18 protein-coding genes, 6 tRNA genes and 3 pseudogenes are annotated in these 25,268 nt (G+C 62.5%); 9 read left to right on the top strand and 18 right to left on the bottom strand.

Going from position 1 to position 25,268, the window contains the following annotated elements:
• Nucleotides 1-27: 27 nt before the first annotated feature.
• Nucleotides 28-3,302: pseudogene (locus QY76_RS07770) on the bottom strand (DUF5107 domain-containing protein).
• 114 nt (nt 3,303-3,416) lie between these two features.
• Between QY76_RS07770 and QY76_RS07765 the strand changes: the two are divergent.
• Together QY76_RS07765 and QY76_RS07760 are read left to right on the top strand one after the other, a co-directional pair.
• Nucleotides 3,417-4,612 (top strand): annotated as a pseudogene (locus QY76_RS07765) (ROK family protein).
• A 207-nt stretch (nt 4,613-4,819) separates the two neighbouring features.
• Nucleotides 4,820-5,641: a pyridoxal phosphatase gene (locus QY76_RS07760; RefSeq protein WP_045428235.1), complete on the top strand. Its 822-nt coding sequence runs from the start codon at nt 4,820-4,822 to the stop codon at nt 5,639-5,641.
• A gap of 48 nt (nt 5,642-5,689) precedes the next feature.
• On the opposite strand, the gene modC is transcribed toward QY76_RS07760, so the two are convergent.
• The 5 genes from modC to QY76_RS17840 form a co-directional block, all read right to left on the bottom strand.
• On the bottom strand, nt 5,690-6,748 hold the full coding sequence (gene modC, locus QY76_RS07755; RefSeq protein WP_034164234.1) for a molybdenum ABC transporter ATP-binding protein ModC: 1,059 nt from the start codon (nt 6,746-6,748) through the stop codon (nt 5,690-5,692).
• A 1-nt stretch (nt 6,749) separates the two neighbouring features.
• Entirely contained in the window at nt 6,750-7,442 is a 693-nt protein-coding gene (gene modB / locus QY76_RS07750; RefSeq protein ID WP_015872100.1) for a molybdate ABC transporter permease subunit, read from the bottom strand.
• Nucleotides 7,443-7,451: 9 nt separating this feature from the next.
• Nucleotides 7,452-8,219, bottom strand: a complete 768-nt coding sequence (gene modA, locus QY76_RS07745) for a molybdate ABC transporter substrate-binding protein (protein WP_095666541.1) — start codon at nt 8,217-8,219, stop codon at nt 7,452-7,454.
• Between the two features lie 146 nt (nt 8,220-8,365).
• Complete coding sequence (locus QY76_RS07740) at nt 8,366-9,142, bottom strand: YdcF family protein (RefSeq protein ID WP_034164232.1); 777 nt, start codon at nt 9,140-9,142, stop codon at nt 8,366-8,368.
• 123 nt (nt 9,143-9,265) lie between these two features.
• Nucleotides 9,266-9,409: an AcrZ family multidrug efflux pump-associated protein gene (locus tag QY76_RS17840; protein WP_012849388.1), complete on the bottom strand. Its 144-nt coding sequence runs from the start codon at nt 9,407-9,409 to the stop codon at nt 9,266-9,268.
• A 206-nt stretch (nt 9,410-9,615) separates the two neighbouring features.
• On the opposite strand from QY76_RS17840, the gene modE reads away from it, so the two are divergent.
• The 6 genes and pseudogenes from modE (at nt 9,616) to galM (ending at nt 15,860) form a co-directional block, all read left to right on the top strand.
• Nucleotides 9,616-10,407 (top strand): molybdenum-dependent transcriptional regulator, encoded by a 792-nt coding sequence (gene modE / locus QY76_RS07730; RefSeq protein WP_034164231.1) that lies wholly within the window; start codon nt 9,616-9,618, stop codon nt 10,405-10,407.
• A gap of 127 nt (nt 10,408-10,534) precedes the next feature.
• Entirely contained in the window at nt 10,535-11,344 is an 810-nt protein-coding gene (locus QY76_RS07725; protein WP_045428238.1) for a CPBP family intramembrane glutamic endopeptidase, read from the top strand.
• A gap of 222 nt (nt 11,345-11,566) precedes the next feature.
• Nucleotides 11,567-12,583: a UDP-glucose 4-epimerase GalE gene (gene galE / locus QY76_RS07720; RefSeq protein ID WP_034164229.1), complete on the top strand. Its 1,017-nt coding sequence runs from the start codon at nt 11,567-11,569 to the stop codon at nt 12,581-12,583.
• An 11-nt stretch (nt 12,584-12,594) separates the two neighbouring features.
• Nucleotides 12,595-13,637: pseudogene (gene galT, locus QY76_RS07715) on the top strand (galactose-1-phosphate uridylyltransferase).
• A 19-nt stretch (nt 13,638-13,656) separates the two neighbouring features.
• Complete coding sequence (galK, locus tag QY76_RS07710; RefSeq protein ID WP_034164227.1) at nt 13,657-14,814, top strand: galactokinase; 1,158 nt, start codon at nt 13,657-13,659, stop codon at nt 14,812-14,814.
• Entirely contained in the window at nt 14,808-15,860 is a 1,053-nt protein-coding gene (gene galM, locus QY76_RS07705) for a galactose-1-epimerase (protein WP_045428241.1), read from the top strand. The genes galK and galM overlap by 7 nt, the downstream gene beginning before the upstream one ends.
• 60 nt (nt 15,861-15,920) lie before the next feature.
• Here galM and QY76_RS07700 read toward each other — a convergent pair whose 3' ends face one another.
• Nucleotides 15,921-17,306, bottom strand: a complete 1,386-nt coding sequence (locus QY76_RS07700) for a DASS family sodium-coupled anion symporter (RefSeq protein ID WP_045428244.1) — start codon at nt 17,304-17,306, stop codon at nt 15,921-15,923.
• A 379-nt stretch (nt 17,307-17,685) separates the two neighbouring features.
• Here QY76_RS07700 and gpmA point away from each other — a divergent pair, with 379 nt between their 5' ends.
• Nucleotides 17,686-18,438 carry a 2,3-diphosphoglycerate-dependent phosphoglycerate mutase gene (gene gpmA / locus QY76_RS07695; protein ID WP_034164225.1) on the top strand — a complete coding sequence of 251 codons (753 nt, stop codon included), beginning with the start codon at nt 17,686-17,688 and terminating at the stop codon, nt 18,436-18,438.
• Nucleotides 18,439-18,494: 56 nt separating this feature from the next.
• Here the strand turns inward: gpmA and aroG are convergent, their stop codons facing one another.
• The 11 genes from aroG to tolA all read right to left on the bottom strand — a co-directional run bounded on the left by aroG (nt 18,495) and on the right by tolA (nt 25,257).
• Nucleotides 18,495-19,559, bottom strand: a complete 1,065-nt coding sequence (gene aroG / locus QY76_RS07690) for a 3-deoxy-7-phosphoheptulonate synthase AroG (protein WP_034164224.1) — start codon at nt 19,557-19,559, stop codon at nt 18,495-18,497.
• A 468-nt stretch (nt 19,560-20,027) separates the two neighbouring features.
• Nucleotides 20,028-20,103 (bottom strand) — tRNA-Lys (locus QY76_RS07685).
• A gap of 150 nt (nt 20,104-20,253) precedes the next feature.
• Nucleotides 20,254-20,329 (bottom strand) — tRNA-Lys (locus QY76_RS07680).
• 104 nt (nt 20,330-20,433) lie between these two features.
• Nucleotides 20,434-20,509, bottom strand: a tRNA-Lys gene (locus QY76_RS07675).
• Between the two features lie 41 nt (nt 20,510-20,550).
• Nucleotides 20,551-20,626: transfer RNA gene (locus QY76_RS07670), tRNA-Lys, on the bottom strand.
• A 175-nt stretch (nt 20,627-20,801) separates the two neighbouring features.
• Nucleotides 20,802-20,877: transfer RNA gene (locus QY76_RS07665), tRNA-Lys, on the bottom strand.
• A 148-nt stretch (nt 20,878-21,025) separates the two neighbouring features.
• Nucleotides 21,026-21,101 (bottom strand) — tRNA-Lys (locus QY76_RS07660).
• A gap of 174 nt (nt 21,102-21,275) precedes the next feature.
• A complete protein-coding gene (gene cpoB / locus QY76_RS07655) occupies nt 21,276-22,064 on the bottom strand; it encodes a cell division protein CpoB (protein ID WP_045427859.1) in 789 nt (262 codons plus the stop codon).
• A 24-nt stretch (nt 22,065-22,088) separates the two neighbouring features.
• Nucleotides 22,089-22,601, bottom strand: a complete 513-nt coding sequence (pal, locus tag QY76_RS07650; RefSeq protein WP_012849399.1) for a peptidoglycan-associated lipoprotein Pal — start codon at nt 22,599-22,601, stop codon at nt 22,089-22,091.
• A 46-nt stretch (nt 22,602-22,647) separates the two neighbouring features.
• Nucleotides 22,648-23,940 (bottom strand): Tol-Pal system beta propeller repeat protein TolB, encoded by a 1,293-nt coding sequence (gene tolB, locus QY76_RS07645; RefSeq protein ID WP_012849400.1) that lies wholly within the window; start codon nt 23,938-23,940, stop codon nt 22,648-22,650.
• 144 nt (nt 23,941-24,084) lie between these two features.
• Nucleotides 24,085-25,257: a cell envelope integrity protein TolA gene (tolA, locus tag QY76_RS07640; protein ID WP_045427862.1), complete on the bottom strand. Its 1,173-nt coding sequence runs from the start codon at nt 25,255-25,257 to the stop codon at nt 24,085-24,087.
• Nucleotides 25,258-25,268 lie beyond the last annotated feature (11 nt).

Genomic DNA, 25,268 nt, shown 5'->3' with positions numbered 1-25,268 from the left:
AAGAGCCGGCCTCGCCCACGTGATGTGCTATGCGAAAATTCCGCAGATCAGCGCATGGCGAAGCAGATGCACTTTGTCATGAGCCGGGTTAATCGCTAACAGGCGCGTCATGACGTCCTCACAGGCGGTGATGTCTCCTTCGCCAAGGTAGCCAAGCGCCTCGATAAACAGGCAGTGCTGACGGTGATGATGAGAAGGCGGCGTATCCAGCACCACCAGATCCGGCAGAGAGACCGCGAAGAAGTCAGCATCTGGAATGGCATCCTGATGCGCACTCACCCATTCGCCAAAGCCACGGAACAGACGTTCGGACTGCGCATGATGGCCCAACGCCCGCAGCGCCATTCCCTGCCAGAAGAGATAATCCGCCGGCTGGTCGTTGTAATAGCGACCGGCGTCAAGGCTTCCGTCACCCAGAGACGCCTGGCGGAAGTAATGCTGCGCAAGATCCTGTTCTCCAACCTGCAGAGCGCAATAGCCGAGCAGATACCAGACGTCGTTGTCGGTTTGCCCCGGTAGACGCCCTTCCCCAGGTTATGCGGGTAATGCAGCGCCGCGGTCAGCAGCGACTGCGCCGTGCCCCACTCTCCGACCGCTATCGCTTCCAGCGCCCGGTGCTGCTGGTTCAGCAGATACTGACCCGTCACCTTTCCCTCTCCCCCTTCCCAGGGGTGAAATTTGCGCTCCAGCAACACCTGTGCCGCCGCCGCATAGTTGCCGCTGCCGTTCCACAGACTCAGCAGCTCGGCGGTCAGATCGTCGCGCCCGAACACCACCGCCGGCTTGCTTTCCAGACGAGCCAGACGCGTTTCCATCGGCTCAGCGAGCTGTTTGTTAAGGAAATCGAGTTCAAACAGGAAGCGGGCGTTATCCGGCTCAAGCGCTACCGCGCGCTGCATCGCCGCCTGCGCCTGGCGAGCATCCTGCTGTTTGTTCCAGGCGTAAATGCCGATCAGACGATGAGCGGGTGCGAAGTCCGGGCGCTGCCCAAGCGTTGCCCGCCAACAGGCCACTGCTGCGTCATAGCGTCGTTTGCTGTACCAGAAACAGCCGAGCAGATAGCGGGCGAAAGGTACATCGTCCAGCGCCTGCAGCATCTGCACCTCATCAAGCGAGTTAGGGAAACGCACTCGGCTACCGTGGCGGGCTTCCGCCTGAGCGATGAGCTGCTGGCGCGCGTAGGCCTCGTCCGTCAACGACGCCTGCCACAGAAGCGGTAATGTTTCCGGGCTTTCGAGCGCGGCAAGCATTTCGAGAGAGGCAGCGTACTGACCGAGAGAACTCAGCCAGCCCGCCAGTAGACAGGCGTTAGCTCCGCGCTGCCCGGTAACGTTACGCAGCGTCGCCAGCGCCGATGCTTCGCCGCTAATGGCCCAGCGAGCGTAATAGAGCGTGTAGTTCAGAGGATATTGCTCAAGCGCACCGGCGATATACGCCAGCGCGGAGTCCTTGCCCTGCTGCTGCGCCAGAGCCAGTGCCTTCAGCCCCATCGCCAGCGTGTTGCTGCCGTTAAACTGCAGGCTCTGCTCGACATGCGCCAGCGCCTCCTGCCAGTGGTTCCCCTTCGCCGCAAGACGCGCCAGCGACCACCAGGCCGCATCGCGGCAATTTCCGCTCCAGCTGGCCTTGAAATAGTGCTCGCGAGCCGCCGCATCATCGCCCTGGCGCTCCAGTGCCGCCGCCAGCAGCATACTGGCCTCGCCATCGCGCGGGTTTTTATTCAGACGATGGGCCCGTGCCAGCGCTGCCCGTGCGCACTGTTCCGCCAGCAGCCAGTCGGCGCTGTTCAGCGCCAGGGTTCCGAGCGCCACGTTACTGCGATAATCCTGCGGGTCTAACGCCAGCGCCCGACGATAGTAGTCAGCGGCAAAGCGACTGGCATGGTTGTACTGCTCCAGATGCTGGCCAATGAAATAGAGCTCATCAGGGTTACTGATGTTCTCGGGCATCTCCGGGGCGCTGGCGGGATCCGGCAGCGGTGTCTCTTCTGCAATATGTTCCTGATAGTCAAGCAACGTGTCGCCGTTTGCCGCGCGAACGCTGAGCATCAGCCGCTGCGGCCAGCGGTCATCAAGGGTTTCCTGCCAGCTTTCTCCCGGCTTAAGCGACAGCGTCGTTTCCCACAGCAACGAATCTCCTGCACTAAGCTCAACCACCACGTCATTCAGCGGCGCAATGGCGTAAACCCCGAGATGGCGTTGCCCTCCCTCACGCTCAAGTTTGAGCGCCAGAGTGGTACTGGCGTTCTGCACCGTACCAAGCTCACTGTAGGGCAGGAAGTTTTGCACAAAGACTTTCTCTTCATACGGGGCAAGCCAGGTGAAGTCTGGCTGATTATCGGTGAAAACGCCGGTCATCAGCTCAATGTACGGGCCGTTCTCATCGGTCAGATTGCGATCCCACGCCTGACCGAAGTCGCCATAGCCCCATGACCACTGTTTTTTACCCGGAGAAATGTGGTGATCAGCAACGTGCAACAGGCCGCCGCGCTCGCCGTGGTGATAAGCACCAACGAAGTCGTAGTCGGATTTCTCTGCCATATAGGACGTCGGTACCGGGACGTTTTTGTAGCGGGAGATATCCACCCCGGCCGAATAGTCCACTTTATAGTAGGTGCCGGTCGCTATCGGAAACGCCGAGACGTCGCGCTTGCCGTGGTCAAAAACCGCGGTAACGTCCGGTGGAAACACGCTCTGATGGTCGTCGCCCCCCTTCACCGCCGGGTTCGCCCACCACAGGAAGTGGCGCGGCGTGGCGTTACCGTTGAACACTTTGCCGGTGATTTCAATCAGCGCTTTATCCGGGTAGAGCGTGAAACCGGTCATCACCTGCAGGCCGCGCATCGGTTCAGCCTCGCCCATCCACACCGTCTGCGCGCCGCCTTCACGACTTTGAATGGTGAAATCGACCGGCATAAAGGTGGTCGGACGGTGGTGCTGCGGCCAGTTGAATTCGATACCGCCGGAGATCCACGGCCCCAGAAGGCCGACCAGCGCCGGTTTCACGACTTCGTTGTAATAGACAAAATCGCGCTGCTGCACCTTATCGAAGGCGCGATGAATGCGTCCGCCAAGCTCCGGCAACAGCATAACGCGAATAAAATCGTTCTCTATCCATACGGCCCGGTATTCGCGCATTTCGCGCTGGCCGGTCAGCGTATCGATAACGCCGTAGGGATAGACCGCGCCGGAAGACCCCTGATAAACGCGTTTTTCCAGAAACATCGGGTTGGTATCTTCTGCCCCGGTCGTCCACGTGGGGAGTGAAAGCGTCTCCTGCCACACTTTTACTGAACCGTACATGCTGCTCTCCACTAAATGAAGTAAAGTGAACTGAAATGATACGGCGAGTGTAGTGGGCAATATTGCGCATGAAACAGGCGATACTCACGCATTACAGTTAAGGAAGTTAAGTGTATGTTGCGACCTGGTTTAAATAACACCCGTGTGCGACAGGTAAACAAAGCGATTTTCCTGACCCATCTGTGGCGGGAAAAACAGCTCAGCAAGTCACAGCTGGCGCAGCTTACCGGGCTATCTATTCCGGCGGTGAGCAACATTCTGCAGGAGCTGATGGACGAGGGGCGCATCAGCCACTCGGCGGAAAATCTCAGCGCTCGCGGCCTCAACAGTGGCAGCTTCCAGATCCCACTCACCGGTCCGTGGACCCTGTGTATGAACATCACGCCCACCAGCATTGAGAGCCAGCTCGCCGATGCGCGCCTGCTGCCGGTAGGAGAGCCTGGCCGCCAGTCATTTAATGCCGAATCGCCGCAGGTGCTTTTGGATCATATCGCCCAGCACTGGCGTCACTACCGCCAGCGTTATCCGGAGCAGCGCATCAACCTCGCGCTCGGGGTTCACGGCCAGGTGGATCCGGTCACCGGCGTTTCACAAACCATGCCGCAGGGACGCTGGAAAACACCGGTGGAAATGAAGTATCTGCTGGAGGAGCGTCTCGGCGTTCAGGTTCGTCTGGATAACGACTGCGTGATGCTGGCACTGGCGGAGAAGTGGCAAAATCCGGCCGGGCTACGGGATTTTTGCGTTATCAACGTCGATTACGGGATTGGTTCGTCGTTCGTCATTCACGACCAGGTGTGGCGCGGGAGCCTTTACGGCAGCGGCCAGATTGGTCATACCATCGTCGACCCGGACGGCAACGCCTGCGACTGCGGCCGCTACGGTTGCCTGGAGACGGTCGCCTCGCTTAGCGCGTTGAAAAAGCAGGCGCGCGTATGGCTGAAAACGCAGCCCAACCCAGCCCTCACCCGGATGCGCTGACCACAAGTGCACTGCTCAAGGCCTGGCGTGGCGGCGACGTGCGAATTCAGGCGTGGGTAGAAAATGCTGCCAACGCCGTCGGACTCAGCCTGTATAACTTCCTTAATATTCTGAATATTAACCAGATCTGGTTGTATGGACGCAGTTGTTCGTTCGGCGAACACTGGCTTCATACCATCATCCGGCAAACGGGCTTTAACCCCTTCGATCAGGAAGACAGTCCGGGTAGCAAAGCAACACACATCGGCTTTGGCAAACTGAGCCGCGCGCAGCAAATCCTGGGTATCGGTTATCAGTACGTCGAGTCACAGCTTAACGATGAGGTGTAATAGGGGACTCTGCCGCATGAAAAGGTTCTGTCGCGTTAACCGCTGAAAATCCGAGCTGACTGTTTTTTATCGACTGGCCGCCTGACGAACCGGCAATGCCAGCGCAGCCTACTGAGCAACCGTGAACGTGACAGATCCCGGCGCTGTCCCCCTGTGGCCATCCGGTGTAACATTTGGCGCAGAATCCATTGATTTAAGGTATCGCCAATGCACTATCGCTTGATTGCCCTCGATCTGGACGGCACCCTGCTCAACGCGCGTAAACAGATCCTGCCGGAATCTCTGGCTGCGCTGGCCGAGGCGCGCGCCGCCGGGCTGGAGGTGATGATCGTCACCGGCCGTCACCACGTCGCCATCCATCCGTTTTATCAGGCCCTGCAGCTGGATACCCCGGCCATCTGCTGCAATGGCACCTACCTGTATGACTACCCCGCCCGGCGCGTACTGGCCGCCGATCCGCTGCGCCCCGAGCAGGCGCGGGCGGTGCTGGCGCGCCTGGAGCAGCAGCAGATCCATGGACTGATGTATGTGGATAACGCGATGCTCTATCAGCGGCCGACCGGCCACGTACTGCGCTCTCACGCCTGGGCAGAGTCCCTGCCGGCGGATCAGCGCCCGGTGCTGCAGCAGGTCGATAGCCTGCACGCTGCCGCCGAGCAGGTCGACGCTATCTGGAAGTTCGCGACCTCAGACGAGGACACCGAGCGCCTGCGCGACTTTGCCGCCGGCATCGAGCGCGATCTGGGGCTGGCCTGCGAATGGTCATGGCACGATCAGGTGGATGTGGCGCAGGCGGGAAACAGCAAGGGGCGCCGCCTGGCCGAGTACGCCGCCGCGCGCGGCATCGCGATGGACCAGGTGGTCGCCTTTGGCGATAACTTTAATGATATCAGTATGCTGGAGTCTGCCGGCCTCGGCGTGGCCATGGGCAACAGCGCCGACGCCGTTAAGGCGCGCGCCGCGGAGATCATCGGCAGCAATGAGACGTCGGCCATCGCCGACTTCCTACGCCGTCGCGTGCTGTCGTAATCAGCGGGGGATCGCGTCACGGCACCCGCCGTGACGCCGCCGGCGGGCCTATTGGTTGATGGACACGCTCTTAATCTGGGCGTACAGGCGCTGGCCCGGCGCCAGCCCCAGATCGTCACGCGCCCAGGGGGTGATCCGCGCCCACAGGGTCTCCCCCTCCAGCGCCAGCTTAACGTCCACCTGCCCCTCCACCTCCAGCAGCTCGACCACGCTGACCGCCAGAATATTGCGGATGCTGCTGGCGCGCGGCACCTCCCGCACCAGCGAGACGTCCGCCGCGTTGATGCTCAGCCGCAGCCGATCCCCCGGCTCACCTGCCTGACGGCTCACCCACAGACACTGTGCGCCCAGCGCCAGGGCGCTCATCGCGTAGTGCGGATGGTGGCGATCGAGACGCACGTTGAGCACGCTGCTCGGCTCCTCCTTTTGCAGCCAGGGACGCAGGGCGCTGCTGGCCCACACCTCCTCCAGGCGGCCAAAGGCGCGCATCTGCCCGCGATCCAGCAGCAGCACGTGCTGCGCCAAACGCAGGATCTCCTCCATGCTGTGGCTGACGTACAGAATGGGCGTGCGCACATCGCGCGCCAGACGCTCCAGATAGGGCAGCAGCTCACGCTTACGCGGCAGATCCAGGGAGGCCAGCGGCTCATCCATCAGCAGCAGCTCCGGTGCGGTTAACAGGGCGCGGCCGATGGCCACCCGCTGCATCTCGCCGCCGGAGAGGGTGCGCGGAAAGCGATCCAGCAGCGCGTCGATGCCCAACAGGCCGACGATATCGTCAAACTGTCCGCGCATCTGCGCCGCCATGCCATAGGTCAGGTTGCCGCGCACCCGGTAGTGGGGAAACAGGCGCGCATCTTGGAACACATAGCCGATGCGCCGTTGCTCCGGCGGCAGACAGATCCCGCGCTCGCAGTCCACCAGCGTGCGTCCGTTGAGCACAATGCGCCCCTGCTGCGGACGCGTCAGTCCGCCGATGGCGTTAATCAGCGAGGTCTTGCCCGCTCCGGACAGGCCGAAGATGGCGGTGATCCCCTCGCCCGGCAGATCGGCATCGACCCGCAGATCCAGATCGCCCAGGCGCTGGCGAAGATCAATATGCAGCATCTCAGCCACCTCCCAGCCGTTTCTGACTCCAGCGCGCCAGCCACTCGGAGAGCATCAGCGACAGCAGCGACAGCGCGATGGCGATCGCGCACAGCCGGGCCGCCTCGGATTCGGCGCCCGGCGTCTCGATCAGGGTATACATCGCCAGCGGGATGGTGCGCGTCTCGCCGGGAATGTTGGATACGAAGGTGATGGTGGCGCCAAATTCGCCCAGCGAGCGGGCGAAGGCCAGCACCGTCCCGGCCAGAATGCCGGGAAACGACAGGGGCAGCGTGATGGTAAAAAAGACCCGCAGCGGACTGGCGCCCAGCGTGCGCGCCGCCTGCTCCAGGCGCCGATCCACCGAGGCCAGCGCCAGACGAATGGCGCGCACCATCAACGGAAACGCCACCACCGCCGACGCCAGCGCGGCGCCGTGCCAGCTGAAGCTGAAGCTGAAGCCGAACCAGCTGTACAGCCAGGCGCCGATGACCCCCTTGCGCCCCATCGCCAGCAGCAGCAGGTAGCCGATGACCACCGGCGGCAGCACCAGCGGCAGGTGGATCACGCTGTCCAGCAGCGACTTACCGGGAAACCGGTAGCGCACCAGCACCCAGGCGGTCGCAATGCCCAGCGGCAGACTGAAGATCACCGCGGTGCCCGCTACCTGCAGGCTGAGCACCACGGCCTCCCATTCGTAGGGACTGAGAAACATACTCACGGATTAACGCGGGGTAAAACCGTAGCGGGTAAAGACAGTGGCCGCCTGTGGCCCCTTCAGATAATCGTAGAAGGCGTCGACCGCCGGGCTCTGTTTCCCCTTGACGATCGCCATCGGGTACTCCACCGGCTTATGACTGTCCGCCGGGAAGACCCCAACCACCTTCACCTTTTTGCTGGCCACGGCGTCGGAGCCGTATACGATCCCCAGCGGCGCCTCGCCGCGCTCAACCAGCGCCAGCGCCGCACGCACGTCGTTGGCCCGCGCCATCAGCGGCGACAGCGTCTCCCAGGCCCCCAGCGCCTGCAGCGACTCCTTGGCATAGATCCCCGCCGGCACGTGGTCCGGATCGCCCACCGCCAGACGGCCGCCGTCCAGCAGTTTTTTCCAGTGAGTCTGCGCATTAATGGTCATTTGACCCAGCTTACTGTCAGCCGGCGCCACCAGCACCAGCTGATTCCCCAGCAGGGTATAGCGAGTATCGGCCACCACGGCGTGTTTATCGATGGCGTAGTTCATCCACTTCTGATCGGCGGAGATGAACAGATCGGCTGGCGCCCCCTGATCGATCTGGCGCGCCAGCGTCGAGGAAGAGGCGAACGAGGTGACGATGCTCACCTGCTTGCCCTGCTGGTACTGCGCCGCAATCTCCTGCAGCGCATTGGTCAGGGAGGCGGCGGCAAAGACCGTCACCTTGTCTTCGGCCTGGGCGCCCTGGCAGACGCCGACGGCCAGTACGGCCCCCGCCAGTAATCTATTCCACGCTTTCATCACATCTCCCCGCTTCATTCGGTTATATCGTTGTATAATCGATTATATGGCGTAAGCGCAGGCAAGGACACTGAAAAAAGCGCTAAATATGACGCCGTTAGCATTTAGGCGCCCGCACGGCGCCGGGGCATCGCCCGGCGGCGCACTCAGGCCGGACGAAAGCCATAGCGCTCGCCCAGCGACGCCGCCACCCGCGTAAAGGCCGCCTCCACCGCGTCGGGAATGGCAACGTGGGCGATAAAGTCGCGCCCGCGCGGCCCGTAGCCTCGCGCATCGTCGCGCAGGCGCGGGATCTCCCCCAGCAGCAGCGACATAAAGCGATCCAGCGACCACAGGGCGCCGGGGGCCCCCGCGATCGTCACCCCGCCGGCGCCGCGCTCCAGGCGGGGCACAAAGGTCGGCCAGCTGGTAAACTGCACCGCGGGACAGTCCTGCCAAACCCGCTGAAAGGTTGCCAGCGTGCGGCGCTGCATCAGGGGATCCTGCACCAGCAGCAGACGCGACGGCGTCGCCCCCTTCTCCTGTAGCAGCGCGCGGGCAAAGCGCGCGTTCTCCCCGCAGTTGGTCGACGCGCTCTCCAGCCAGATCTGCGACGGTGCCAGCCGCCCCTGACGGAGGGCCAACGCCGCCAGCAGCGGGGCTTCGGCCTGCCCCGCCGTCGCCAGTCCGCCAGCCGCCGGCTCATCGGCCAGCGCCTGGTACAGCAGCGGCGTGGAGTGGCCAATCCCGCCGGCGATCAGCAGCCGCGGCGCCACGCCGGCGCGTACGGCGTCAAAGCTGCGCCAGGCGGTCGGCAGCAGGGCGTTACCCAACAGCACCAACAGATCGGCGCTGCCGACGGCGGGCCGCGCCCCGGCGAACGCATCGCAGGCCAAAAAACGGGCGATCAGGTTGATATCATGCAGTTGATCATCGGAAAACACGGCAGCCTCCGCGGCGGATGGAAAGTGGCAGCGCCAGACAGCACATCGCCCGGCTTTGCCGGGCGATGTCGGAAACACAGCGGCGCGATAGGCACCCCACATGGGTACGTCGCGCTGCGGGGATCAGGACTCTTTCTCTTCCGGGTGGCCCCAGGCGGAGATCAGGTTACACAGCTCCCCCATCCCCCAGATTAGCCCCATAATAATCGCCATCACCACGGGTACCATGATGGCGGCGACAACCAGACTCTTCAGCAGTTCAAACATGGCTGACTTAACTCTCCGTTGATATGCGCAGTGCGCTAACCCTACCGTTGACTTCGCCGCAAGCGGCGCCAAAAAGGCAGTATCCTGCTTCATAGTGTAACCTAGCCGATGGCGTTTGGCATTGTTCAATCCGTGCGATACGCGCGGTTTGCCTGACGGGCGCCGGATCGGCCACAATAGAGGGAGCGTCAATGCGAGGAGCCGCCATGCAAGCCGATATTTTACTCACCCTTAAACTACAGGATCGCCTGTTTGCCGATCCGCGCCGCATCGAGCTGCTCAAGCAGGTGCGCCATACCGGCTCCATCAGTCAGGGCGCCAAGCTGGCCGGGATCAGCTATAAAAGCGCCTGGGATGCCATCAACGAAATGAACCAGCTGGCGGACGATGAGATCGTCGAACGCGCCACCGGCGGCAAAGGGGGCGGCGGCGCCCGGCTGACCCGCTACGGCGAGCGCCTGATTGCGCTGTACGATCTGCTGGGGCAAATCCAGCAGAAGGCCTTCGACGTGCTGAAAACCGACGATCTGCCCCTCGACAGCCTGCTGGCGGCGATCGCTCGCTTTTCCCTGCAGACCAGCGCCCGCAACCAGTTTTTCGGCACCGTCATCGAGCGCGGCGAGGAGTCGGTCCAGCAGCATCTGCTGGTGCAACTGGCGGACGGTAAGACCCGTCTGCGCGCCGCCGTAACCGCCCAGAGCGCCCGTCGTCTGGCGCTGCGTCCGGGTAAAGAGGTGCTGGTGCTGATCAAGGCGCCCTGGATCCGCCTGTGCACCGACAACGCCCTGTGCGGCGCCGCCGACAATGCGCTGAGCGGCCTGGTCAGCCATATTCAGGCCGGCAGCGACAACAGCGAGGTGCTGATCGCGCTGCCCGGCGGAGAAACCCTGTGCGCCACCGTCGATAACCGCACCATGAGCCAGCTGCACCTGAGCGTCGGCATGCCGGTCAACGCCCTGTTTAACGCCGATCGGGTCATTATCGCCACCCTCGCGTAACGCGCCGCGTCCCCCGGCGCCCCTCTCCCGGTCAGCCCGACCCGGCATTTAACGGCGGTTTACCCCGCCGTGTTAACATGATAAAAAACAAATGACGACAATTATTAACAATACCTGAGGGAGTATTATGTGGTGGATCATGTTACTGCCGCCGGCGCTGCTGGCGCTGGCGCCGCGCGTCGCCTTTCTGCTGGCCGGATGCGCTGTCCTGCTCCTTGCGCAGCAGGGGTTCATCACGCTGCCGGCCATCGCCATGCTGGCGCTCATGGCGCTGCTGCTATCGCTGCGCCAGCGTCTGTCTCCGCGCTGGCGTGGCATCAGTGAGATCGCGCTTCTCCTTGGCATTATCGCCCTCTACACACACGCTTTTCCCGGCTTTCACAACCCGCTGTTACTGGATCGGGTGAGCGCCGGGCCACACAGCGCCCCGTTTACCCTGTATGCCAACCTGGATAAGTCGCTGGTGCCGCTGCTGCTGCTGGCGCTCTACCCCACGCTGCTGCGCCGTCCCGGCGTGCCCCCCGTTGCGCCGTGGCGCTGGGGCGTCCTGCTGCTCAGCGTACCGGCCCTGCTGCTGCTGGCCGTAGCGCTGGGCGGCCTGCGCATTGAACCACACTGGCCCGCCTGGACACCGCTCTTCGCCATTATCAACCTGCTGTTTGTCTCCCTGGCGGAAGAGGCGCTGTTTCGCGGCTACCTGCAACAGCGCCTGGGCGTCTGGCTGGGGCCATGGATTGCGCTGCCGATAAGCGCCGTTCTGTTTGGGCTAAGCCACCTGAGCGGCGGCCTGCTGCTGGTCATCTTCGCCACGCTCGCCGGGATCATTTACGGCCTGGCCTGGCAATGGAGCGGGCGTCTGTGGGTGGCCACCCTGTTCCACTTCGCCCTGAATATGCTGCACCTGCTGTTCTTTACCTACCCGCTCTATCAGCCCTAAGCCATCGAGAGCGAGGCGCCGGCGCGGCTATGTAAGCGATACCACAAACCGAATTCCTTCATAGCCTGCGCGCTGTCTCCAATGCTGCCATCACGCCATTTTCATTGGAGAGCGGCGTTTATCGCCTTGGTGTAAACGATTCCATTTTTACCGCACAGATCACCTTTTCAAGCCCTCATGCATGCTACCTTTCTGCCACTAGCATCGCACTGGGAGTCCAACATGATTGTATTAGTCACCGGGGGAAGCGGTTACATTGGCAGCCATACCTGCGTCCAGCTGCTGCAGGCGGGCCACACGCCGGTCATCCTCGATAATCTGAGCAACAGCAAGGCTAGCGTGCTGGATCGCATCGCCACCCTGACCGGCGCACGCCCGCGGCTGTATCAGGGGGATGTTCGCGATCGGGCGCTGCTCAAGCGCATCTTTACCGAACAGGCCATCGACGCCGTGATCCACTTTGCCGGCCTGAAGGCCGTCGGCGAATCGGTGCAGCAGCCGCTGGCCTACTACGACAATAACGTCGGCGGTACGCTGATCCTGCTGGAGGCCATGGGCGATGCCGGCGTGCATAACATCATCTTCAGCTCCTCCGCCACCGTCTACGGCGAACAGCCCCAGGTCCCCTATATCGAAACCATGCCCACCGGCATGCCCGCCAGCCCCTATGGCCGCAGCAAGCTGATGGTGGAGCAAATCCTGCAGGATCTGCAGCGCGCGGCGCCGCAGTGGAGCGTCACCCTGCTGCGCTACTTCAATCCAGTCGGCGCCCACCCCTCAGGCCTAATGGGCGAGGATCCGCAGGGGATCCCCAATAACCTGATGCCCTATATCTCCCAGGTGGCCATCGGCCGCCGCGACGCCCTAGCCATTTTCGGCAACGACTACCCGACGCCCGACGGCACCGGCGTACGCGATTACATTCACGTGATGGATCTGGCCGACGGCCATCTGGCGGCGCTGCAGGCCAAGACCCAGCGTCCCGGCGTGCACATCTACAACCTCGGCGCCGGCGTCGGCTACAGCGTTCTGCAGGTGGTGGACGCCTTCAGCCACGCCTGCGGTAAGGCGCTGCCCTACCGCTTTGCCCCACGCCGGGAGGGCGATCTGCCCGCCTACTGGGCCGACGCCGCCAAGGCCGAGCGCGAGCTGAACTGGCGGGTCAGCCACACGCTGCAGGAGATGGCCGAGGACACCTGGCGCTGGCAGTCACAGAACCCCACCGGTTACCCACAGTAAGGAGCGTGGCGATGAGCATTCCCTTTAATCCGGCGGATCATCCGCACCGCCGCTACAACCCCCTCAGCGATCAGTGGGTGCTGGTGTCACCGCACCGCGCCAAGCGCCCCTGGCAGGGAGCCCAGGAGACGCCGGCGGCGGCGGCCCTGCCGGCGCACGATCCCGACTGCTACCTGTGCCCGGGCAATCTGCGCGTGACCGGCGATCGCAACCCGGACTACCGCGCGACCCATGTGTTTACCAACGACTTTGCCGCCCTGATGCCCGACACCCCCGATGCACCGCACAGCGATGACGTCCTGATGCGCAGCGCCAGCGCACGCGGTACCAGCCGGGTGATCTGCTTCTCACCCGACCACAGCAAGACCCTGCCGCAGCTGACGCTGCCGGCGCTGGAGGCGGTGATCGAAACCTGGCAGCAGCAGAGCGCCGAGCTGGGCAGCCGCTATCCCTGGGTGCAGGTCTTTGAGAATAAAGGCGCGGCCATGGGCTGCTCGAATCCCCACCCGCACGGCCAGATCTGGGCCAACAGCTTCCTGCCCAACGAGGCGGCGCGCGAAGATCGGCTGCAGCGCGACTACTTTGTCCGCCATCGCCGTCCGCTGCTGCTCGACTATCTGCAGCGCGAGCGGGATGACGGTAGCCGCACCGTGGTGGAAACCCGCCACTGGCTGGCGGTGGTGCCCTACTGGGCCGCCTGGCCGTTCGAAACCCTGCTGCTGCCTAAGCAGCACCTGCTGCGTCTGCCCGATATCGATGCGGCGCAGCGCGGCGATCTGGCGCTGGCGCTGAAAAAGCTGACCAGCCGCTACGACAACCTGTTCCACTGCGCGTTCCCCTACTCCATGGGGTGGCACGGCGCCCCCTTTGGCCAGGATGAGGCCGAACACTGGCAGCTACACGCCCACTTTTACCCCCCCTGCTGCGCTCCGCCACGGTGCGCAAGTTTATGGTGGGATATGAAATGCTGGCAGAAACCCAGCGCGATCTGACGCCGGAGCAGGCGGCCGAACGCCTGCGCGCCGTCAGCGACGTCCACTTTAGCCAAGCCTGACCCCGAGAGGAGAACACCCATGCGCCTCCATGATCTGATTGCCGTGACCCGTGACATGTTTACCCGTGAGTTTGGCTATGCGCCGACGCTGTGCGTGCAGGCGCCGGGACGGGTCAACCTGATCGGTGAGCACACCGACTACAACGATGGCTTTGTGCTGCCCTGCGCCATCGACTACCAAACCGTCATCAGCTGTGCGCCGCGCCGCGATCGGCGCGTGCGCGTCATCGCCGCCGACTACGACGGCCAGCAGGACAGCTTCAGCCTCGATCAGCCCATAGTCGCCCGTGACGATATGATGTGGAGCAACTATGTCCGCGGGGTGATAAAACACCTGCAGCAGCGCTGCGACGGCGTCGGCGGCATCGATATGGTGATCAGCGGCAACGTGCCGCAGGGGGCGGGACTCAGCTCCTCCGCCTCGCTGGAGGTCGCCGTAGGCCAGGCGCTGCAGGCGCTATATCAGCTGCCGCTGGACGGCGTCGCCCTGGCGCTCAACGGCCAGGAGGCGGAAAACCGCTTCGTCGGCTGCAACTGCGGTATCATGGATCAGCTGATCTCCGCCCTTGGACAGGCGCAGCACGCCCTGCTGATCGACTGCCGCTCCCTGACCACCCGTGCGGTGCCGCTGCCGCCGGAGGCCGCGGTGGTGATCATCAATTCCAACGTCAAGCGCGGGCTGGTCGACAGCGAATACAACACCCGCCGCCAGCAGTGCGAAGCGGCGGCGCACTTCTTTGGCGTCGACGCCCTGCGCGACGTCACCCCGCAGCGCTTCGCCGCCGAGTCCCACGGGCTTCCGGCACTGACCGCCCGCCGCGCGCGCCACGTGATCGGCGAAAACCAGCGTACGCTGCAGGCGGCCGACGCACTCGCCGCGGGCGATCTGGTACAGATGGGTGAGCTGATGGCCGCGTCCCACGCCTCCATGCGCGATGACTTCGCCATCACCGTTCCCCCCATCGATACCCTGGTCGAGATCGTCAAGGGGGTCATCGGCGATCGCGGCGGCGTGCGTATGACCGGCGGCGGCTTCGGCGGCTGCGTCGTCGCGCTGATGCCGCAGACGCTGGTCGAGCCGGTGCGCGCGGCTGTCGCCCGCGACTACGCCGACCGCACCGGCCTACGGGAAACCTTCTATGTCTGTCAGCCCTCCGCGGGAGCCAGCGTATGTTAACCCCACAGCCCGCGTATGAGACCGCGCCGGACGGCGCCCCCTTTCAGTTCACCGCGCTGCACAACGCCCGCGGCAGCACGCTGCTGCTGATGGACTGGGGGGCGACCTGGCTCTCCTGTCGCCTGGCGCTGCCCGACGGTCAGGCGCGCGAGGTGCTGCTCGGCTGCCAGCGCGCCGGGCAATACCCGCAGCAACAGGCCTTTCTGGGGGCCACCGTGGGACGCTACGCCAACCGGATCGCCCACGCCCGCTATACCCGCCAGGGGCAAACCGTCGTGCTTCAGCCCAGCCAGGGCGTCAATCAACTGCACGGCGGCCCGCAGGGGTTTGACAAGCGCCGCTGGCAGCGGGTCGCCTGCGATGCGCGCTCGGTGACCTACCGGCTGGACTCACCCGACGGCGATCAGGGCTATCCCGGCAACCTGCGCGTGGAGACCCGCTATACCCTCAGCGACGACGACCGGGTCGAGATCCGCTGGCAGGCCAGCGTCGACCGCGCCTGCCCGGTCGGTCTGACCAACCACGCCTACTTTAATCTGGACGGCGAGACGCAGGCCGACGCGCTGGCGCAGCGCCTGCAGCTGAACGCCGATCGCTACCTGCCGGTGGATGAGACGGGGATCCCCTGCGCGCCGCTGACCCCTGTTTCAGGCAGCGGAATGGATTTTCGCCAGGCCAAGCGGCTGGGGCAGGATCTGCTCAAGGATGCCGATCAGCGGCGAACTAAGGGCTACGACCACGCCTACCTGCTGCAGGCACGCTGCGCCGACGGCGCCTATCCCGCCGCCATACTGAGCGCCGCCGATGACCGGGTTAGCCTGCGACTGTACACCAGCGCCCCGGCGCTGCAGCTCTACAGCGGGAATTTCCTGGCCGGCGTCCCCGACCGCCGCGGCGGCCACTACGCCGACTATGCCGGCGTGGCGCTGGAGAGCGCGTTTTTACCCGACAGCCCCAACCATCCGGAATGGCCGCAGCCCGACTGCATGCTACAGCCCGGCGAGACCTACCGGGCCTTTACCCGCTATCAGTTCACGCTACGCTGAGCACCAGCGCCGCGCGCGACGGCGCCGTCGTCCGCGCTGCGCTGGCGGGCACGGGGTCGCTCAGCGCCAGAAGAACCAAGCGAACAGGCTGAGCGCAACGATGCTGACCAGGTTTAGCCAAAAGCCGACCCGCACCATCTCCCGCTGGCGGATATAGCCCGAGCCGAACACGATGGCGTTCGGCGGCGTGGCCACGGGCAGCATGAAGGCGCAGGAGGCGCCGATCCCGATCACCAGCGTCAGCAGGCTCTCCGGCATGCCCAGCGCCTTGGCGACGGTCGCGAATACTGGCACCAGCAGTGCGGCGCTGGCGGTATTGCTGGTAAACTCGGTCAGAAAAATGATGAACGTCGCCACCGCCAGCAGAATGATAAACCAGTGGCTATGCCCAAAGATATCGGCCATGCCGCGCGCCAGGATAGCGCTGGCGCCGGAGTCCTCTAGGATCAGGCTCAGGGTCAGTCCGCCGCCGAACAGCATCAGCACCCCCCACTCCGTATTGCGCTGGATCTGCTCCCAGCTGGCCACGCCGGTGGCGCCGATCAGCACCGCGGCCGACACCGCAACCAGGGTATCGAACTGCTTGATCCCGCCCAGCAGGGCGCTGAGCTGGACGCTGAAGATCCAGCCGAAAACCGTCAGCCCAAAGATAACCAGCGCAATCAGGCGCGGCAGGGTCCACTCCAGCGTCTCCACCTGCAGCGCTACCCGGTGCTTCAGGTTAGGGCGCAGTATCAGGTAAAGCAGCCCCATCATCAGCGGCATCATCACCACCATCACCGGGATGCCAAACTTCATCCAGGTGAGGAAGTCGACCCCCAGCTGCGCCGCGGCGATGGCGTTGGGCGGGCTACCCACCAGGGTGCCAAGGCCGCCGATGCTGGCGCTGTAGGCGACCCCCAGCAGCAGAAACACATAGGTGTTACGCTCGCGCGCCGGATCCAGGTTGGCCAGGATCCCCAGCGCCAGCGGCAGCATCATCGCCGCCGTCGCCGTATTGCTGATCCACATGGAGAGCGCCGCGGTGACGCTGAACAGCATCAACACCGCCCTCCCCATGCGCCCGCCGGCCAGCAGCAGTAGCCGGTTGGCGATCAGGCGATCCAGCCCCTGCACGTGCAGCGCCGTCGCCAGCACAAAGCCGCCGAAGAACAGAAAGATGGTCGGGTTAGAAAAAGACTTCAGCGCGCCGCCGGCGTCCAGCAGTCCAAAACCGATCGCCAGCAGCGGCACCAGCAGCGCCGTGATGGTCACGTGCACCGCCTCCGTCAGCCACAGCACGCCGATAAACACGGTCAGCGCCAGGCCGATATTGGCTTTTTCCTCAAAAGGCAGGGTATTGAGCAGCAGCAGCAGCAGCAGCAGCGCGATATCGAGCGCGATAATCACTAAGCCCCGCTGCGACGGCGGGCTGGCCACTGCAGCGGTCAACGGGGTTGCTTCCATGTGGAACCTCTCTATCCTGAATCGATGCCATATCTACCCCGCTCGGCGCCGAGGGGCCCGATACCGAGAGGAGTCAGTGCCGGACGCCGGAGCGCGGAGCAGACCTTAATGTTAACAATTGAAACAAGCCGTTAACTATAATCAACAATCCCCCGGGGAAAAACCTCGAAGCGGCAAAAATGAGAGGCGGATAGGATCCCGTCCACGCCGGGCGCCGGCGATCGCCCGAATCGCGATCTGTCGCGGCGGCGCATCAACTACACTGAGTAGATCGCGCGGCGCGGGCGAGAAGCGCGCCGGGCGCACGCAGGGCCATTGCATTCCACGCATCATAATGATAATAATTATCATTATAGAATCGTAATTAAGGAGTCTCACTATGGCTGTCACCAAACTGGTTCTGGTCCGTCACGGCGAAAGCGAATGGAACCGGGAAAACCGCTTCACCGGCTGGACCGACGTTGAACTGTCAGAGAAAGGGCGCCAGGAGGCGCTGGCGGCGGGCCGCCTTCTGAAGGCGCAGGGATTTTCCTTTGACGTCGCCTACACCTCCGTGCTCAAGCGCGCCATTCATACCCTGTGGCACGTACTGGATGAGCTCGATCAGCCGTGGCTACCGGTGGAGAAATCGTGGAAGCTCAATGAGCGTCACTATGGCGCCCTGCAGGGGCTGAACAAGGCGGAGACCGCGCAGCAGTACGGCGACGAACAGGTCAAGCTGTGGCGCCGCGCCTTTGCCATCACCCCACCGGCCCTGACGCCGGACGATCCCCGCTATCCCGGCCACGATCCGCGCTATGCGGCCCTGAGCGCCGACGAGCTCCCGCTGACCGAGAGCCTGGCCACCACCATCGAGCGGGTGATCCCCTATTGGCAGCAGCAGATCGCGCCGCGCATCGCCGCCGGCGAGCGGATCATCATCGCCGCCCACGGCAATTCGCTGCGTGCGCTGGTCAAGCACCTGGATCGCCTGAGCGAAAGCGAGATTGTCGAGCTGAATATCCCGACCGGGGTTCCGCTGGTGTATGAGTTTGACGCCGATATGCAGCCGCTGCGCCACTACTACCTTGGCGACGCCGACGAGATTGCCGCCCGCCAAGACGCCGTCGCCAATCAGGGCAAGGCGGGCTAGCCGCCTCCCCCGCTTACGCCGCCGCGGGGCGCTGAGCCCCGCGGCGGTCAACGCGCCTAGGCGGTCGGCCGTGCCCGGCGCGCGCGTACCGCGTCGGCCAGCTGACGCAGGGCGCGCTCGCTGTCCTCCCAGCCGATGCAGGCATCAGTGACGCTCTGCCCGTAGCGCAGCGCCTTGCCGCCGTCCGGGTTCTGATTTCCCTCCACCAGGTGGCTTTCGATCATCACCCCCATGATAGCCTGCTCACCGGCGGCCATCTGGGCGCAGACATCCTCGCATACCGCCATCTGGCGCTTGAACTGCTTGCTGCTGTTCGCATGGCTGAAGTCGATCATCAGCCGCGGCGGCAAACCGGCCTGACGCAAACCCGTCTTCACCGCCTGTACGTCTGCGGCGCTGTAGTTGGGGCTCTTGCCGCCGCGCAGAATAATGTGGCAGTCGCCGTTGCCGCGGGTATTGACGATGGCCGAGTGTCCCCACTTGGTCACCGACAGGAAGCAGTGCGGCGCCCCGGCGGCGTTGATGGCGTCGATAGCCACCTTGATGGTGCCATCGGTGCCATTTTTAAAGCCCACCGGGCAGGAGAGCCCCGAGGCCAGCTCGCGGTGCACCTGCGACTCGGTGGTCCGCGCCCCAATGGCACCCCAGCTCATCAGATCAGCCAGATACTGCGGGGTGATCATGTCGAGAAACTCCCCGGCAGTTGGCATTCCGCTGTCGTTGATCTCCAGCAGCAGGCGACGAGCGCTGCGCAGGCCGTCGTTGATGCAGTAGCTGCCGTCCATGTGCGGATCGTTGATCAGTCCCTTCCAGCCCACGGTGGTACGCGGCTTCTCAAAGTAAACGCGCATCACAATCTCCAGCTCGCCGGCCAGCGCGCTGCGCAGCGCCAGCAGGCGGGAGGCATACTCCTTCGCCGCCTGCGGATCGTGGATGGAACAGGGGCCGATGATCACCAGCAGGCGATCGTCCTGCCCCTGTAAGATTCGGTGAATAGCGCTACGGGTCTGCGACACCGTGCCGGCCGCACAGGCGGTGGCTGGAAAGGCCTCCAGCAGCGCCACCGGCGGCAGCAGTTCCTTGATCTGTGTAATCCGTAAATCGTCGTTCTGATAGCTCATAGTGCATCCATCGTGTCGTAGAAAAGGCGTATAGCGATACTTTTCAATCTATCCGCTTTCTCACGCCGTTGTAAACGATGGGATCCATCGCCGCCGTTTTATATAGTTGATTGATATATATAAATAAAATAACGACTCCGAAATATCACTCTAGATTAATCGGTGCATTTGAAGTATCAAAATGATGAAAGCGCTTAGCGACAGACTAATTCACTGGCGTCACCGCCGCCGCGCGCAAATATCGAAGCTCGCTGGGTGGGCGGGAAATCGAAGCCGGCAGCGCACGATCGGTGAGACATCGAGCCAGGATGGAACATGCGTGCGGCATAAGGGAGCGAAGGGTGGCGGACGGTCCGGCGCGGCGCATGATCGGTCGCGCAGAGTGACGCAGCTGACGCCCGGCCCTAAGTGGCCATCGCCAAGCGGTGCTGTCCTGCACGCTAAACATCGATTTCTTATCGCGGAGAGTGGTGGGTCGTGCAGGATTCGAACCTGCGACCAATTGATTAAAAGTCAACTGCTCTACCAACTGAGCTAACGACCCGCGTCGTGAGGTGCGGCCTATTGCAGAGTGTCGCCGTCGGATGGAGAACGCGGAGATCGTGCGGAATGACGCGGCTGACGCCTCGCCCTGATGGGCCATCGCCAGGCGATGTATCCTTACACGCTGAATACCGGTTTCTCATCGCGAGAATGGTGGGTCGTGCAGGATTCGAACCTGCGACCAATTGATTAAAAGTCAACTGCTCTACCAACTGAGCTAACGACCCGCTCGACACGATAACGCTATTTAGTTGCCATTCGACACGGAATGGACGCGACAGGAAACGGGGGAGTCTCCTGGACGGGATACACCGGTACGCATCAGGAATGATGGTGGGTCGTGCAGGATTCGAACCTGCGACCAATTGATTAAAAGTCAACTGCTCTACCAACTGAGCTAACGACCCGCTCGATGTGTCACCTTACTCTGTTTCGCCACCCAAAATCATGGTGGGTCGTGCAGGATTCGAACCTGCGACCAATTGATTAAAAGTCAACTGCTCTACCAACTGAGCTAACGACCCTTACAGAGTAGTGCCAACAGAAAAACCAGACGGCTAAGATAGCCTGAGAAATGCGTGTGTTACCACACCTTACTCGCCGTGCCTCACCCTCGGAATGGCGGCTGGTGCAGGATGATAATGCCATCGCCAAGCGACGTTATCCCTCACGCTAAATACCGATCTCTCATCGCGAGAATGGTGGGTCGTGCAGGATTCGAACCTGCGACCAATTGATTAAAAGTCAACTGCTCTACCAACTGAGCTAACGACCCGCACCGTGGTTTACTGCCTATTACAGAATGTCACTCACCAGAATGTGCGGTGGGTCGTGCTGGATGACGCGGCTTACGCCTCGCCCTGATGGGCCATCGCCAGGCGATGTTATCCTTCACGCTAAACACCGATTTCTCATCGGGAAAATGGTGGGTCGTGCAGGATTCGAACCTGCGACCAATTGATTAAAAGTCAACTGCTCTACCAACTGAGCTAACGACCCATTCCGTAATGCCGCCGCGACTCGGTTTACACTTTGTCTTGGCAACGGCGGCATATATTACCCATTTATCTCGACAGCGCAACCAAAAATTCTCAGAATCCGGTCAATTGCTTGCGCTTCATACACCCGGGCGCGGAAAACAGGCAATACGCCTGATTTCCGTCCCGTTTAGGGTTATCCCATGCGTTTTTGCGCCAGCTTGGCCGCATCGCTGTTCGGATATTGTTTGATCACCTGCTGGTAAACGGCGTTGGCCTTATCGGTCTGCCCCTTCTCCTGCATGATCACGCCGACCTTATACATAGACTCCGCGGCCTTGGGCGATTTGGGGTAGTTTTTTACCACCACGGCATAATAATAGGCCGCATCGTCCTTTTTCCCCTTGCTGTAAAACAGCTGCCCCAGCCAGTAGTTGGCGTTGGGCTGATAGGTGGAGTCCGGGTACTGTTTGATAAAGGTCTGGAAAGCCGAAATCGCCTGATCGTTCTGCTTCTTCACCAGCACCAGATCGACGGCGCGGTTATAGTCCGCGTTGGCGTCACCGCCGCTGGCGGCCGCCTGTGGGGTCGCCGTCGCCGGCGCGCTGGCCTCCGCCGCCTGGGCGGGTGCTGTCGCTGCCGTCGAAGACGCTGCCGCGCCCTGAGCCGCGCTGCCGCTGCTCAGAGAGTCCATCTGCTGATAGATCTGTTTCTGGCGTTCCACGATCTGATTCAGTTGATATTGGTTTTCCTGGATCTGCCCGCGCAGGGTGTCAATATCACGCTGGTTATCGGAAAGCTGTTGCTGAAGCTGAGTCAACAGCTGGCCCTGAGCGTTGGTAATACGCTCAAGGGAGGTCACCCGGTCTTCCACCGAGCCGGAGCCGACGCTACTGATTGGCGCTTGGGCAGTAGCGGCCCAGGGGGCCGCTACGCCAACCAGTAACGACAGACCCATCATATGACGTCTGAAGTTACTGCTCATTCGCTACTCGTCTAGGTAACAGAATTAGTAGACCAGTACGGCACGACGGTTTTTAGCGTATGCCGCTTCGTCGTGACCCAGTACCGCAGGCTTCTCTTTACCGTAGGAAACGATATCGATCTGATCGGCGCTAACGCCTTTACCCTGCAGATACATCTTCACCGCATTGGCGCGACGTTCGCCCAGCGCGATGTTGTACTCCGGGGTACCGCGCTCGTCGGTATGGCCTTCTACGGTGACTTTGTAGGACGGGTTGCTGCGCAGGAACGCCGCGTGGGCATCCAGCTCCTGCATGTAGTCCGGCGTCACGTCGTATTTATCCAGGCCGAAGTAAACGATGTTGTTTTTCTGCAGCTCCTGCATCTGCAAACGAGCCTGTTCATCAGAAGAGAGATTGCTGCTGCTGTTTTCCATACCGTTGGCGCCCATGCCCATACCGGACTGATCGTCATTGGTGTTTTTCTTTGAACTACAGGCAGCCACGGCCATGATCGGCAGTACCAGCATCAGCCCCTTGAGAACTTTGTTCAGTTGCATCTTATTGATCCTTTTAAATTTATATAAGTATAGTTTTATTCATGCATCACAGATACGGCGACCAGGCAGGGAACTTAACCTGACCATCGGTAGCCGGAAGACGCGCTTTAAAACGCCCGTCTATCGATACTAACTGCAGCACGGAGCCCAGTCCCTGGGTAGAACTGTAAATCACCATGGTGCCGTTCGGCGCGATACTCGGCGTTTCATCCAGGAACGTATCCGTCAGAACCTGAGTGGCATTCGTTCCAAGATCCAGTTTAGCGATATGCTGCGCGCCTGCATTGCTGCTCACCATGACCAGGAATTTCCCGTCAGGGCTCACTTCGGCATCCTGATTCTGGGAGCCTTCCCAGGTCAGGCGCTGCGCGGCACCGCCGTTGATGTTCATTTTATAAATCTGCGGCCGGCCGGCCTGGTCAGAGGTAAAGGCCAGGTTTTGGCTGTCCGGGAACCAGGTCGGCTCCGTGTTGTTGCTGCGGCCATCGGTCACCTGACGGATGGCGCCGGAGGCCAGATCCATCACGTACAGGTTGAGGCTGCCGGTCTTGGAGAGCGCAAACGCCAGCTTGCTGCCGTCCGGAGAGAAGGCCGGGGAGCCGTTGTGGCGCGGGAAAGAGGCCACCTGACGGATCGCACCGTTAGAGAGGGTCTGGATCACCAGCGCCGAACGGCCGCTCTCAAAGGTCACGTAGGCCAGCTTGCTGCCGTCCGGCGACCAGGCCGGCGACATCAGCGGCTCGGCGGAGCGATGCACCACAAACTGGTTGTAACCATCGTAGTCGGCCACGCGTAGCTCATAGGGGAACTGACCGCCGTTGGTCTGCACCACATAGGCGATGCGGGTGCGGAAGGCCCCCTTGATACCGGTCAGCTTCTCAAACACCTCGTCGCTGGCGGTATGGGCGGCGTAGCGCAGCCACTGCTTGGTCACCTTATACTGATTCTGCGCCAGCACGCTGCCCGGGTTCCCGGAGGTATCCACCAGCTGGTAGGAGACCAGATAGCTACCGTCCGCGCCAGGCTGCACCTGACCGACCACCACGGCGTCGATCCCCAGCGCCGTCCAGGCGGCCGGGGTGACCTCGGCGGCCGTCGACGGCTGCTGCGGCATCCGGCTGGCATCGATCGGGTTAAACTTACCGCTGTTGCGCAGATCGGCGGCGATGATTCCGCCGATATTCTCCGGCGCCGCGCCCGGCCCCATCCACTTAAAGGGAACTACGCCAATCGGGCGGGCAGAGTCTACCCCTTGGGTTATCACGATTCGGACTTCGGCATGGAGCACGCTGGCCCACAGGACGAGAAGCCCCACCATCAAACGAAACGCCTGCTTCATCTTATCTCCCTTATCCGACCCTCTGGCCACGATAAATTAGCAGAATTTTAACAAATCAATATCAACAACACTACATGCCGCCGCAGAAGTCCATCGGCCGAATCCGATAACGATCCGCCGATCGCCGCCGCGGCGCCGAGTTCATCACTGCGGCTGGAACACCACCGGCGCATTTTTAAACACCTGGTACACCGCGTCGCTGGGCGGCTTGGGATAGCGCGCCTGACGCGCGGCGGAGAGCGCCGCCTGGCACAGCGCCGGATCGCCCCCTTCCGCCTTCACATCGAGCAGCAGGCCATCGGGCGCCAGCTTGATGCGCAGATCGCAGGTTTTTCCAGCATAGCTTGGATCAGTATAAAACTTCGCCATGATTGCGCTTCTAATTTGATTCCCATAGCCGCTAATTTCTGCGCCGGAGGCGCCGGAAGCCTTGCTATTGCCTTTGCCGTCCGGGCCCGCCTTGCCGCTGTTGCCGGGCGTGCCGCCGTTGGCGGTGCCTTTCGGCGCGTTCTTCGACGACGCCAGGCCGCCAAACAGATCGTCCACCTCGTCAGCCTGCTTCGCGGCGGCCGCCTTCTTCTTCGCCTCGGCGGCTTTCTTGGCGTCGGCCTTGGCCTTGGCCTCGGTATCGGCCTTCGCCTTAGCCTCTGCCGCCGCTTTCGCCTTGGCCTCCGCCTTCGCGTCCGCCGCGGCCTTAGCCTCCGCCGCTTTCTTCGCCTCTTCCGCCGCCTGCTTCTTCGCGGCGTCGGCGGCCTTCTTCGCCTCTTCTGCGGCCTTCTTCGCCGCCTCGTCAGCCTGTTTCTTCGCGGCAAGGGCGGCTTTTTTCACCTCTTCCTCGGCCTGTCTCTTGGCCTCGGCGGCCGCTTTCGCCGCCTCTTCCTTCGCCTGCTGCACCGCCAGCGCGGCGGCCTTCTTCGCCTCTTCTGCCGCCTGCTTGGCCTCTTCCGCCGCCTGTTTGGCATCTTCCTGCGCCTGCAGACGCTCTTTCTCCAGCGCCTTCAGGCGCTGTTGCTCTTCCGCCTGCTTACGCTGCATCTCCTGCGCCTGCTTTTCCGCTTTCTGCTGACGCTGCTGCTCCGCGCGCTGGGCCGCGTTCTGCTGCTCCTGCTGGCGGTTGTACTGCTGCACGACCGCATTCGGATCCACCATCACCGCGTCGATCGCCGAGCCGCCGCCGCCGCCGTCACCGCCCTCGCTCATCGGGTTATCCTGCATCAGGGAGCCCCAAATCAGCAGGCCGATCAGGACAATGTGCAAAATCACCGAGATGATGACAGAGCGATTCAGCTTATCTTTTTGCTCAGTAGCATTTCCCACAATTCGATTCC

It is taken from the genome of Edwardsiella sp. EA181011 (assembly GCF_000800725.1).
GTDB classification, from domain to species: domain Bacteria; phylum Pseudomonadota; class Gammaproteobacteria; order Enterobacterales; family Enterobacteriaceae; genus Edwardsiella; species Edwardsiella anguillarum.
This window is presented reverse-complemented; position numbering and strand designations above follow the sequence as displayed.